This is a genomic window from Ruegeria faecimaris (assembly GCF_900182615.1).
GTDB lineage: Bacteria > Pseudomonadota > Alphaproteobacteria > Rhodobacterales > Rhodobacteraceae > Ruegeria > Ruegeria faecimaris.
In genome coordinates, this window is the sequence record NZ_FXTE01000011.1 from 1 (window position 1) to 11,891 (window position 11,891).

Annotated in this window: 11 protein-coding genes; 4 read left to right on the forward strand and 7 right to left on the reverse strand. The window is 58.2% G+C overall.

The window, feature by feature from the left end; genetic code table 11:
* The 4 genes from FN806_RS15335 to FN806_RS15350 form a co-directional block, all read right to left on the reverse strand.
* Nucleotides 1-943, reverse strand: a 943-nt coding sequence (locus FN806_RS15335; protein WP_142638710.1) for a 3-hydroxyacyl-CoA dehydrogenase NAD-binding domain-containing protein, incomplete at its 3' end; no start/stop codon positions are given.
* Nucleotides 943-1,746 (reverse strand): carnitinyl-CoA dehydratase, encoded by an 804-nt coding sequence (locus FN806_RS15340; protein ID WP_058279872.1) that lies wholly within the window; start codon nucleotides 1,744-1,746, stop codon nucleotides 943-945. The genes FN806_RS15340 and FN806_RS15335, both read right to left, overlap by 1 nt.
* Before the next feature lie 4 nt (nucleotides 1,747-1,750).
* Nucleotides 1,751-2,791, reverse strand: a complete 1,041-nt coding sequence (locus FN806_RS15345) for an LLM class flavin-dependent oxidoreductase (protein ID WP_142638712.1) — start codon at nucleotides 2,789-2,791, stop codon at nucleotides 1,751-1,753.
* Nucleotides 2,792-2,802: 11 nt separating this feature from the next.
* Nucleotides 2,803-4,284 (reverse strand): aldehyde dehydrogenase, encoded by a 1,482-nt coding sequence (locus FN806_RS15350; RefSeq protein ID WP_058279870.1) that lies wholly within the window; start codon nucleotides 4,282-4,284, stop codon nucleotides 2,803-2,805.
* Nucleotides 4,285-4,427: 143 nt separating this feature from the next.
* Here FN806_RS15350 and FN806_RS15355 point away from each other — a divergent pair, with 143 nt between their 5' ends.
* Genes FN806_RS15355 through FN806_RS15370 form a run of 4 tightly spaced genes read left to right on the forward strand, consistent with a single transcriptional unit; the run spans nucleotide 4,428 to nucleotide 8,350 of the window.
* Nucleotides 4,428-4,829, forward strand: coding sequence for a RidA family protein (locus FN806_RS15355; RefSeq protein ID WP_142638714.1), 402 nt, complete (start codon nucleotides 4,428-4,430; stop codon nucleotides 4,827-4,829).
* 32 nt (nucleotides 4,830-4,861) lie between these two features.
* Entirely contained in the window at nucleotides 4,862-5,629 is a 768-nt protein-coding gene (locus FN806_RS15360; RefSeq protein WP_246097264.1) for an alpha/beta fold hydrolase, read from the forward strand.
* Nucleotides 5,626-7,734, forward strand: coding sequence for a CoA transferase (locus tag FN806_RS15365; protein WP_142638716.1), 2,109 nt, complete (start codon nucleotides 5,626-5,628; stop codon nucleotides 7,732-7,734). The genes FN806_RS15360 and FN806_RS15365 overlap by 4 nt, the downstream gene beginning before the upstream one ends.
* A gap of 13 nt (nucleotides 7,735-7,747) precedes the next feature.
* Nucleotides 7,748-8,350, forward strand: a complete 603-nt coding sequence (locus tag FN806_RS15370) for an amino acid synthesis family protein (protein WP_010443804.1) — start codon at nucleotides 7,748-7,750, stop codon at nucleotides 8,348-8,350.
* A 101-nt stretch (nucleotides 8,351-8,451) separates the two neighbouring features.
* Here the strand turns inward: FN806_RS15370 and glnT are convergent, their stop codons facing one another.
* The 3 genes from glnT to FN806_RS15385 all read right to left on the reverse strand — a co-directional run bounded on the left by glnT (nucleotide 8,452) and on the right by FN806_RS15385 (nucleotide 11,890).
* A complete protein-coding gene (gene glnT, locus FN806_RS15375) occupies nucleotides 8,452-9,780 on the reverse strand; it encodes a type III glutamate--ammonia ligase (RefSeq protein WP_142638718.1) in 1,329 nt (442 codons plus the stop codon).
* Between the two features lie 78 nt (nucleotides 9,781-9,858).
* Nucleotides 9,859-11,187, reverse strand: a complete 1,329-nt coding sequence (locus tag FN806_RS15380; RefSeq protein ID WP_142638863.1) for an FMN-binding glutamate synthase family protein — start codon at nucleotides 11,185-11,187, stop codon at nucleotides 9,859-9,861.
* Nucleotides 11,188-11,206: 19 nt separating this feature from the next.
* Nucleotides 11,207-11,890: a GltB/FmdC/FwdC-like GXGXG domain-containing protein gene (locus FN806_RS15385; RefSeq protein WP_142638720.1), complete on the reverse strand. Its 684-nt coding sequence runs from the start codon at nucleotides 11,888-11,890 to the stop codon at nucleotides 11,207-11,209.
* Between the last annotated feature and the right edge of the window lies 1 nt (nucleotide 11,891).

The window sequence follows — 11,891 nt, forward strand, 5'->3', positions numbered from 1 at the left end:
CCCCGCGAGACTGACGCAGGGCATTCAGCACAGCAACTATTTCGCGATCCCGTTGGGCTGCCATGTCCTCGAAATCTCGGTCGCCGGAGACAGCGTTGCAGCCATCGACCATGCGATCGCGCAATTCCTTCGTCAGCTCAGGTGCCTCCAACCGGGTCCAGGGCAACTTCAGCGCCGGGCCGAACTGATCCAGGTTGGTGGCCATGCCTCCGGCACCACAGGCCACGTGAAAAGCCATACACTGACCCTGCGAGACCATACGAGGCGCCGGGCCGTTCATGAGTGCGATGTCGATGTCTTCCGGCGTTGCCTCTCCATTGGCGACCATATGCAGGGCCTCTCGCCAAAGCGCCTCTTGCAGTCGGGTCGCGACAAAGCCGGGGATCTCTTTTTTCATCATCAACGGGGCCTTGCCCGCGATTTCGTAGAATTTCCCGGCCCAAGCCACCGCCTCTGGTGATGTCTGTTCGCCGCCCACGATTTCGACCAGCGGTAACAAATAGGGTGGATTGAAGGGATGGCCGATCACACAGCGTTCCGGGGTCGCGCAAGTCGCTTGGATGTCGGTCATCATCAAGCCGGACGTGGAAGAGCCAATCACGACGTCTGTTGGCAAAATGAGCCCGAGTCGTTGATAAAGTGCCTGCTTGATCTCAAGACGCTCGGGCGCGCTTTCCTGCACAAATTCGGCGCCGTCCAGCGCAGCCTCCAAATCTGTAACGATGCGCAAGCGGTCAAGCGACGCACCGGCGGCAAGCCCCAAATCCGTCAAGCTCTTCCAAGCAGTGCGTAAGATTGCGTGAAAGGCATCGGATTCGCTTGCGTCATGCAAATAGGCGGTCACATCATAGCCACGCGCAAGAAAATGCGCTGCCCAGCCGCCGCCGATTGGGCCGGCTCCAATGCTGGTGATGCGAGTGATTGAGGAGGGGTCAGGATACATCACTCACCCTTGAATTTGGGTTCACGCTTTTCGACAAAGGCCGCGACACCTTCTGCCGCGTCGTCAGATTTCAGCATCTTGCGGTAGATCGGCATCGGATCGGTTCGCATCTTGTGAAAGGCCTGTTCCAGCGGCACGCACTCGATCTCTCGCTGCACTTCTTTGACAGATTGCATCGCAAGAGGCGCTGACCAGGCAATCGAGGCCGCCCATTCCCGGGCCGCTGTCATCAATTGATCCTTTGGGACCACCTTGTTGACCAATCCGTAATGCGCTGCCTCTGTAGCAGTCATGCGACGGCCTAATAGAAACATCTCCATCGCGATATTGTGTGGTATTCTCCGAGGCAGGCGTTGTAGCGCCCCCGCATCCGGAACGATGCCCAAAGGCATTTCAGGCAAGCCAAATTCCACATGTTCCGCCGCAATCAGCAGATCACAGGCCATGGCCATTTCGAACCCGCCGCCGATGGCCAGACCGTTGATGGCAGCGATAACCGGCTTGTTGAGCGCCCAATTCTCGGTCAGACCCGTGAACCCGCCGAACCCGTAGTCATCACTCTCCCACCAGTTGTCGAGCTGCATCTCACCCTCATTCAGGGCCTTCAAATCCCAACCGGCCGAGAAAATCCGATCTCCTCCCCCGGTCAGGATCGCGCAACGCAAGTCTTTGTTCTCGTGCAACTCCTGAAACGCCGCGGCCAAGGCCTGACTGGTGGGAACGTCGATGGCGTTTACTTTGCCCCGCTCTAGTGTGATTTCCAGAACGTGGCCGTCACGGTGTGTTTTGACCCCTTCTGCCATTGCTTCAGTCCTCCTTGAATTCCGGCATGACCTCGTCGCAGAACATGCGCAAGGATCGCTGCTGCGCCGCGTGATCAAGCCCCATCGAGGCATAGTAGATGAACTCGTTCACACCGAGCCCCTGATATTTCTTGAGCTTTCCAATCACACGCTCAGGTGAACCGAACATTAGGTTTTCTTCCAGCATCAAGGGATCATACTGTTCCCGGCCCTCCAACTGATCCAACGGAATGGAAGCAGGAAAACCATCTTTGACATCGCCCAAATTGCGATAGAGGTTTTCGAACTGGCTCAGCAATCGTCGCACCGCCTTCATCGCGTTTTCGCCATCGGCCGCATTGTCGTAAACGCAGGAATGGCGCATCAGCGCAAAACGTGGCACCCAGCCATTATCCGCTTTTTCAATCGCCTCATCGAGTTGCTTTTTGTACAGCTCGGCCTCAGCGAACGGGCGGGTGAAAGGCCAGCAATTCACGTGGCAGCGTTCACGCATGGCGTAGTCATAGGTGATCGGCGAGCGCGCCGCGACCCAAACCGGAACCTCGGCTTGCAATGGTTTGGGCACCGAGGTTGATGTCGGGAATTGCCAATATTCGCCTTCATGCGCATAATCGCCCTTCCACAACTCGCGCACCGTGGGCAGCATCTCTTGCATATAGCGCCACGCATCAGATTGCTTGAGGCCCGGCTTCATGCGATCGAACTCGCGCTGATAGGCACCTGACCCGATACCAAACTCCAACCGACCGCCGCTAAAAAGATCCAGCATCGCGGCTTCACCGGCCAGGTTAATCGGGTGCCAGTACGCAGCGGTCGCCACCGCCGTACCAAGCCGGATCCGGCTGGTCTCGGATGACCACCAAGTCAGCAGTTGGAACGGGTTGGGCGCAATCGTCATTTCCAGCGCGTGATGCTCAGCAGCCCAAACGATATCGAAACCGCCATCCTCGGCGATTTGCACCATCTCCAATGTGTGGCGCGCGACGTCTTTCATATCAAGACTGTTGTCGATCCGCTCCATGTTTACGGCAAGTTGGAATTTCATGCTCACCTCCCTCAGCGCATTACAAACGGGTTCGCCATCGGCTCATCCGATGTGTTCATCCAGACCGTCTTGGGCCGGGTGTAATCGTAGATCGCCTGGAACCCGCTTTCGCGGCCATAGCCTGATCCTTTAACGCCACCAAACTCCGCTATCGGCGACACAACACGGTAGGTGTTCACCCAGACGATGCCGGCACGCACTGCATTTGCCATGCGCAAGGATCGCGCGCCGTCGGTGGTAAAGATGCCCGCCGCCAGCCCATGTTCGGTATCGTTGGCCAGTTCCAGCACCTCAGATTCGGTCTTAAAACGCTGGACGCAAAGTACAGGGCCGAAAAGCTCTGTATCGACGATACGCAGATCCTGCCGTGGGCAGTCGATGATGGTTGGCTCGAAATATAGCCCTGCTTTGCCTTCCGGCTGCTTGCCCCCCACCAGAACTGTGCCGCCCTCTTCCTGAGCGAAGGCAACCTCGCGTTGGATGTGGTCCAACTGTCCGGGGGTGCAAAGCGGCCCCATCTGAGTTTCCTCGGCCAGTGGATCGCCAATGAGGATCTGCTGCGCCTGCGCCACCATCCTGTCGAGAAACTCATCCGCGATGTCCTCGTGCAAGTAGAGCCGCGATCCGGCGACGCAGCTTTGCCCTGTCGCGCCAAAGATACCGGCAATCGAGGCATTGACTGCACTTTCGATATTGGCGTCATCAAAAACAACGAAGGGCGACTTGCCGCCCAGTTCCAATGAGACCTCGGCAAAGTTGCGTTTTACGTTTTCCAGCACATGGCACGCGGCATTTGGGCCACCGGTAAAAGAGACGCGCGCCACCAGTGGATGCCCGGTCAAAGCCCGTCCACAGGGCTCACCATGACCCGTTACGATGTTGACCACACCAGGCGGGATACCGGCCATTTCGACAAGTCGCCCAAACTCCAGCATGGCCGCGCTGGCATGTTCGGATGCTTTCAGAACAACCGTATTCCCGGCAGCCAATGCCGGGCCGATCTTGACCGCTACAAGGAACAATTGCGAATTCCAGGGCACCACGGCAGCAACCACGCCCAGAGGCTCGCGCTTGGTAAAGACAAACATGTCAGGTTTGTCGATGGGCAGTGTCTCGCCGCTTACCTTATCCGCACACCCAGCAAAAAACTGGAAAAACTCGGCAATGTATTTGGCTTGCCAACGCGTTTCCTTGAGCATCTTGCCGGTGTCGATGGATTCAGTTCGTCCCAGCTCTTCGGAATGATCCGCCAGAAGATCGCCCAGCTTGCGCAGGCATTTGCCGCGCTCGGTCGGTGTCATACGCGCCCACGGCCCGCCGACAAAAGCAGTGTGCGCCGCGGTGACTGCGCGGTTGATATCATCCTCGGTTGCCTCTGGTACACGGCTCCAGACCTCACCATTGGCTGGGTTGACGCTGTCAAAAGTACCGCCATCCGCAGCGTCGACCCAGTCGCCATCAATCAGCATCTGATAGTTTTTGACATCAGCCATGGCGTGCCTCCCCCCTGATTGTTGCCTCCCTATTCATGTCTGCTTTCGCGCCTCAGGGTTATGAAAATACGACGCAGTCTGTCGAAAAATCCGGGTCTCGCATCCGATCATGGGTGCAGGCTGTTCCGAAGGGAGGCTTGAAAATGGGTAGCAAAAAGCAGGTTATCGGAGGTCCACTGGAAATTGGCGGACGGGTTCTGTCGCTGTCCCGCGCCATTCGGGCAGGTGATTTCGTTTTTCTGACAGGGCAAATTCCTATGCGAGACGGCGTGCCTATGACCGATGGCACCGTCGAAGAGCAGACCCGCGCAGTTTTGGACGACATCACCAAGACACTGGCCGAGGCAGACTGCACCCGCGACGATGTCATCAAGGCCATGGTCTGGCTGCGGGAGCGCAACGATTTCCCTGGATTTAACGCCGTCTACGCCGACTATTTTCCAGTTGAGCCTCCAACCCGGTCGGCTGTGGTCAGCGATCTTCTGGTGGATGCCCGCGTTGAGGTCGAAGTCGTGGCCTATCGCCCCCTCAAGGACCAATCCTGATGGGCATAACACCAGACGGAACCCATTTCAAAATGACAGGACAAGAAGGTGCGCCTGTTGTGGTAATGATCCATGGGCTGGGCCTGAACCAGGATTGCTGGCAATGGACGATCCCTGCACTGTCTGGTCGCTTTCGCGTTCTCACCTATGATCTATATGGTCATGGGCAAAGTGCCCCGCCACCCGAACGCCCCAGCCTTTCAATGTTTTCACGCCAGCTAGAGAGCTTGCTGGACCACTGCGCCATCCAAAGCGCGGTTATCGCAGGGTTCTCGTTGGGTGGCATGATCGCGCGTCGGTTTGCTCAGGATGTGCCGCAACGGGTTTCAGCTCTGGTGATCCTTCATTCCCCTCACAAACGGACCGACGCCGCACAAGAGGCAATCTTGAAACGGGTGGAACAGGCACGGCGGGACGGACCAAAGGCAACGGTCGAAGCTGCGCTGAACCGGTGGTTCACCGATGCGTTCCGCCAGTCCAACCCTCGTATGATGGAGACGGTTCGTGACTGGGTCATAGCCAATGACAAAGCAATTTACCACACCATCTATCGCGTGCTGGCCGATGGTATCGACGAAATTGTTGCGCCAAGCCCGCCGATTTCTTGCCCTGCGCTGGTGATTACTGGTGATGAGGATTTCGGCAACGGGCCCGACATGGCCTTTGCCATCGCAAGCGAGATTGCGGGGGGCAGTGCACTTATCCTCCCGGGACTGCGGCATATGGCACTTGCTGAAGACCCGGACGCAGTGAACAAGCTACTCCGCAGCTTTCTCAACAATCTGGATCTGAAGCCATGAGCACCAAAATCCTCAAAGGCCTGCGTGTGTTGGATTTGAGCCGGATGCTTTCAGGTCCCTATTGTACAATGCATCTGGCGGATCACGGGGCCGAGGTGATCAAGATCGAAAGCAAGCATGGCGACACCAGCCGCGGCAACGGACCGTTCCGTCAAGACGATCCGGATCATGCCTGGGCCGGCTACTTTGTAAGTCTGAACCGCGGCAAGAAAAGCGTGCAGCTTGATCTGAAATCGCCGGAGGGCTGCGCGACTTTTCGAGAACTTGCGGCAACGGCGGATGTCATCGTCGAGAATTTCCGCCCGGGCGTAATGGATCGCCTTGGCCTGTCTTATGAAAGCCTTGCTGCCGACAACCCCCGGCTCGTCTATGCCGCGATCCGTGGCTTTGGCGACCCGCGCACAGGCCAAAGCCCCTATGCCAACTGGCCTTCGTACGATGTGGTTGCGCAGGCCATGGGCGGTCTGATGTCCGTCACCGGACCGAATGCTGACACACCCACCAAGACCGGACCCGGGGTGGGTGACATATTCACCGGCATGATGATGGCTTTCGGTATCATGGCCGCCCTGCGCGAGGCCGAAGCGACGGGCAAAGGGCAGTTTGTGGATGTGGCCATGTATGATGCCATGATCTCGCTCTGCGAAAGAATGGTTTACTTGCATGACGTGACAGGAGAGGTGCCCGGACCGGAAGGCAACGGGCATCCATTCCTTTCCCCGTTTGGCCTCTACCCGGCAGCAGATGGCCACATCGCTCTTGGAATTGTCGACGATGCGTTTTGGCAGCTTTTGACACGGCTGATGGGGCAACCGTCACTTGGACAAGATGACCGCTTCTCCACAAGGGCGGCCCGGGCCAACCATGCCTCCGAAGTCAACAAAATCGTAAGCGATTGGACCCGACAACGGACTAAGGAGCAATTGACGGCAACACTGGGTGGCCAGGTCCCGTTCGGCCCGATGAACACTATCTCGGACATCGCGGCCGACCCTCATGTAGCCAGCCGCGGCATGCTGGCGAAGGTCCCGCATCCGGATGCGGGACATGAACCTTGGATCGTGGCAGCAAACCCGTTGCGGTTCGGTCGGCACCGCCAAGGTGCACTGACGACCCCTCCTGCGCTAGGTGAGCACAATAGCATTCTGGAAGGATTGCCCCCACCGGAGTCGACGGAACCCTTAGCCGGGAAGGCGCTGCGCGACGCCTTCGGGCGCTTTGCCACCGGTGTGACAGTGGTAACTACCCGGCAGCCGGACGGGACCCCGCGCGGGTTCACGGCGAACTCATTTACCTCCGTTTCTCTCGACCCACCTCTACTCCTGGTTTGTGTCGGCAAGCAGGCCTTGTCCTTTGAAACCTTCCTGCAGGCGGATCATTTCACGGTCAACGTCTTGTCGGACGACCAAAAAGAAATCTCGGGCCTTTTCGCGTCTCAATCAGCCAAAAAATTCGACATTGCAGCCTGGCAACCTGACGCGCGGAACATGCCCACGATAGACGGCGCGCTCGCCCGGTTCAGCTGTGCCCGACACCGTTTGGTCGATGCTGGTGACCATCTGATCCTGATCGGCCGCGTGGAGGATTTCGAAACGCGCGAGGGACATCCGCTGGGCTACTTTCGCGGTGCCTATTTCGATTTGGGGCTCAACAGTGCCCTGACAGAGGCCGCCACTGCAGGTGGTGTGACCGTCGGAGCGGTACTGGCCAACGAAGATCGGGTCCTACTCTCCGTTGACAAAAGCGGGCACATTTCAGTGCCGGTTGCTCCTGCAAATAACAATTCTGCAGATGGGCTGATCACTGATCTGTCAAACCGAGATTTGATTGTAGAGCTGGCGCATCCTTATGCGGTTTATCGAATATCCAAAAGCGGGACGCAGCGGATCATCTACCACGGAAGCGTTCATGGGCAGCCCCCTGACGGCATGCAGTACTTTGATCTCGGCGACTTGCCGCTGGAACGCGTACGCGACGGGGCTGAAAATTCGATGTTGCGCCGTTACGCAAAGGAAAACAGCCACGGTACATTTGGTTTCTACCACGGAACTGAAGTCGAAGGCGTCGTACACACACCGACCGGGCACCACAGCTATCACGTTTGACAGGAGAAGCAATATGATCCCCGAATTGCGCAAGGTAGTCACCTTTGATGAGGATATTCACACAGAAGGAGGCCGACCTTCGGAACCCGTGTTGCGCATGATCGGCGTGGCAGCGGTGGTCAGAAACCCTTGGGCAGGACGTGGCTTTGTCGATGATCTTTCACCAGAGATTCAGCGCATGGCGCCAGTTCTGGGAGAGATGCTCACCAACAGACTGATCGCTCTGGCGGGGTCAGGCGATGCGATAGAAGCCTACGGAAAAGCCTGTATCGCCGGGACAAGTTGTGAGATTGAACATGCCTCCGCGCTTATTCACACCCTGCAGTACGGAAATTATTATCGTGAGGCAGTGGGTGCAAAAAGCTATCTCGGTTTCACAAACACGCGAGGGCCCGCGAACACCCAAATTCAGATCCCGCTGATGGACAAACATGATACCGGGCGGCGGTCGCATTACCTGACAGTGCAGTTCTCGATTTACGACGCGCCGGATGTGGATGAGCTTGTTGTGGCTCTGGGGGCATCTACCCGTGGTCGCCCGCACCACCGGATCGGCGACCGATACTCAGATCTCGCTGCCTTGGGAAGGGATGTGGAGAATCCGGCTGGGGTCTAGTTTGTTACGATGATGGTGCGTATCAGGTAATTGGATTCACCCAACCGAAATTTCGCAATAGAACCGGCTCCAAGTCTATTCCCGCAATCTTGACAACGTGGTTAGATATCCAGCGTATGCTCTTTTTCCCATCGCGAGAAATGGCTGACAAACGAATTCCACTCCTGATGCTTCATCTTCAGGTAAGCGGCCGAGAATTCCTCGCCTAGGGCCGCTTTTAGCCCGGCATCTTTGTCGTATTCGCGCAGCGCATCCAGCATGTTCGACGGCAGCTTGGGCGCGTCTTTGACCGTGTGGCCCTCGGCGTACATGTCGATGTCATAGCGCCGGCCCGGATCCGCCTTTGAGCGGATACCCGACAGGCCCGCCGCGATGATCACGGCCTGCAGCAGGTAGGGGTTTGTCGCACCATCGGCCAGACGCAGCTCGAACCGGCCCGGCCCGGGAACGCGAACCATATGGGTGCGGTTGTTGCCCGTCCATGTTACGGTATTCGGAGCCCACGTGGCACCTGACATCGTGCGCGGCGCGTTGATGCGTTTGTAGGAGTTCACGGTCGGGTTGGTGATCGCCGCCAGCGCACTGGCGTGCTTCATGATCCCGCCGAGGAAATGCTTGCCCCTCTCGCTCAGGCCAACCTCGCCCGTTGGACCGTCACCTTTACCGGCAAACACATTGGTTGCGGCATCCGCACCGGGCGCATCCCAAACCGAGATATGGGCATGGCAGCCATTGCCCGTCAGACCTTCGACCGGCTTAGGCATAAAAGTAGCGCGGAAGCCGTGCTTCTCGGCCACCGATTTGGTCATGAACTTGAAGAAGGAGTGTTTGTCGGCGGTGCGCAGTGCATCGTCAAATTCCCAGTTCATCTCGAACTGGCCGTTGGCATCCTCGTGGTCGTTCTGATACGGACCCCAGCCCAGGTCCAGCATGTAGTCGCAGATCTCACGCACGACATCATAGCGGCGCATCACCGCCTGCTGGTCGTAACAGGGCTTTTCGGCGGTATCGAACGGGTCGCTGATCTGTTCACCATCCGGGGTCAGTAGGAAGAATTCGGCCTCGATACCGGTTTTCACATGCATGCCCTCGGCGGCGGCCTCGTCGATCAGGCGGCGCAAGACGTTGCGGGGCGCTTGGGCGACATCCTCGCCCTCCATAACGCAATTGCCCGCAACCCAGGCGACCTCGGGTTTCCACGGCAGTTGGATGACCGAAGACGGGTCAGGCACAGCCAGCATGTCGGGATGCGCCGGGGTCATGTCGAGATAGGTGGCGAAGCCCGCGAAACCCGCCCCTTCCTCTTGCATGTCGGCAATCGCTTGCGCAGGAACCAATTTGGCCCGCTGCCCACCGAACAGATCGGTGAACGAAATCATGAAATACTTGACGCCTTTTTCCTTGGCGAAAGCTGCCAGATCTGTTGTCATGGTCACCTTCCCTTTCCCAGTTGGTTCAAAGAAGAAAGGCGCCGCCCTTTTGGGCCGCGCCTTCGTATTGTTTGCAGTTCAGAACACGGCTTTGCCCGGATACCAGTCGGTGCCCGCCAACGGCACTTTGGCCATCGCAGCCGCCTCCATCGTCAAGGCGCAGAGGTCCTCGGGCTCCAGATTGTGCAGGTGATTGTGACCGCAGGCGCGTGCGATGGTCTGCGCCTCCAAGGTCATCACCTTCAGATAGTTGCGCAGGCGACGACCGGCCTCGACCGGATCCAGACGCGCAGCCAGTGCCGGATCTTGCGTGGTGATGCCCGCAGGGTCCTTCCCTTCGTGCCAATCGTCATAGGCCCCGGTTGTGGTGCCCAGCTTCTGATACTCGGCCTCCCATTTCGGGTCATTGTCGCCCAAAGCGATCAGGGCTGCAGTACCGATGGCCACCGCGTCCGCGCCCAATGCCATCGCCTTGGCCACATCGGCCCCGGTGCGGATACCGCCCGAAATCACCAGTTGCACCTCGCGGTGCACACCCAGGTCCTGCAACGCCTGAACAGCAGGGCGGATACAGGCCAGCGTCGGAATGCCGACATGTTCGATGAACACGTCCTGCGTGGCAGCGGTGCCGCCCTGCATCCCGTCCATCACCACGACATCGGCCCCGGCTTTCACCGCCAGCGCAGTGTCATAATAGGGCCGCGTCGCGCCGACCTTCACATAGATCGGCACCTGCCAGCCGGTGATCTCACGCAGTTCGAGGATCTTGATCTCCAGATCATCCGGCCCGGTCCAGTCCGGGTGACGACAGGCCGAACGCTGGTCAATCCCTTTGGGCAAGGTACGCATTTCAGCCACGCGGTCGCTGATCTTCTGACCCAGCAGCATGCCGCCGCCGCCGGGTTTGGCCCCCTGCCCTACGACGATCTCAATCGCATCCGCCTTGCGCAGATCATTGGGGTTCATGCCATAGCGCGACGGCAAATACTGATAGACCAGCTTCGAAGAATGCCCGCGCTCTTCAGGTGTCATGCCACCGTCACCGGTGGTCGTTGACGTCCCAGCCATCGAAGCGCCCCGGCCCAGAGCCTCTTTTGCCGGACCGGACAATGCACCAAAGCTCATACCCGCGATCGTGATAGGGATATCCAGCTCAATCGGCTTTTTGGCAAAACGTGTACCGAGCGTCACCGAGGTATCGCACCGCTCACGGTACCCTTCCAGCGGATAACGCGAGACGGACGCCCCCAGAAACAGCAGATCGTCGAAATGCGGCACCTTGCGTTTCGCACCGCCACCACGAATGTCGTAGATACCTGTGGCCGCCGCCCGTCGGATTTCCGCGTTGATCGGATTTGTAAAGGTCGCCGACTGAATCGGCATGGTGCGGGGGATGTTCTGATCCATATCTTTCATTCCCATGTCCTCAGTACGCGGCAGCGTTGTCGACGTCGAAGTTATAGAGCTGACGCGCCGAGCCATAGCGCTTGAACTCTTCGGGCTTGGCGTCCGATCCGGCACGCTTCAGTAGGTCAGTCAAAATTTCGATATGCTCAGGCCGCATCTCTTTTTCGATGCAATCCGCGCCCAGGCTCTTGACCGAGCCACGCACAAACAGCCGTGCTTCGTACAGCGAGTCTCCAAGCGCATCGCCTGCATCGCCGCACACAACCAAATTGCCTGCTTGTGCCATGAACGCGGACATATGGCCGATATTGCCATGCACAACGATGTCGATGCCTTTCATCGAAATCCCGCAGCGCGAGCTGGCATTGCCTTTGATCACCAGAAGCCCACCATGCCCGGTCGCGCCCGCATATTGGCTGGCGTCGCCTTCGACGACAACGGTGCCAGACATCATGTTTTCGGCCACTCCCGGCCCGACCGAGCCCTCAACCCGGATGGTCGCCTGTAGGTTCATCCCTGCGCAATAGTACCCGGTCGAGCCTTTCACGGTCACTTCAATCGGTGCGTCCAAACCCACGGCAATCGCGTGGCTGCCTTTTGGATTCTGCACTTCCCAACTGGTTTGGTTCGTTTCGTCGCTTTGCGCCTGAAGGGCCGCATTCAAACCCCGCAGGCCGTTTTCTGCAACATCATAGGTCTGCATC

Coding starts and splice junctions, on each gene's coding strand:
- FN806_RS15340 (WP_058279872.1), bottom strand. CDS start 1,746: ATGGCAGAAGGGGTCAAAACACACCGTGACGGCCACGTTCTGGAAATC.
- FN806_RS15350 (WP_058279870.1), bottom strand. CDS start 4,284: ATGGCTGATGTCAAAAACTATCAGATGCTGATTGATGGCGACTGGGTC.
- FN806_RS15355 (WP_142638714.1), top strand. CDS start 4,428: ATGGGTAGCAAAAAGCAGGTTATCGGAGGTCCACTGGAAATTGGCGGA.
- FN806_RS15370 (WP_010443804.1), top strand. CDS start 7,748: ATGATCCCCGAATTGCGCAAGGTAGTCACCTTTGATGAGGATATTCAC.
- FN806_RS15345 (WP_142638712.1), bottom strand. CDS start 2,791: ATGAAATTCCAACTTGCCGTAAACATGGAGCGGATCGACAACAGTCTT.
- FN806_RS15360 (WP_246097264.1), top strand. CDS start 4,862: ATGACAGGACAAGAAGGTGCGCCTGTTGTGGTAATGATCCATGGGCTG.
- FN806_RS15380 (WP_142638863.1), bottom strand. CDS start 11,187: ATGGATCAGAACATCCCCCGCACCATGCCGATTCAGTCGGCGACCTTT.
- glnT (WP_142638718.1), bottom strand. CDS start 9,780: ATGACAACAGATCTGGCAGCTTTCGCCAAGGAAAAAGGCGTCAAGTAT.
- FN806_RS15385 (WP_142638720.1), bottom strand. CDS start 11,890: ATGCAGACCTATGATGTTGCAGAAAACGGCCTGCGGGGTTTGAATGCG.
- FN806_RS15365 (WP_142638716.1), top strand. CDS start 5,626: ATGAGCACCAAAATCCTCAAAGGCCTGCGTGTGTTGGATTTGAGCCGG.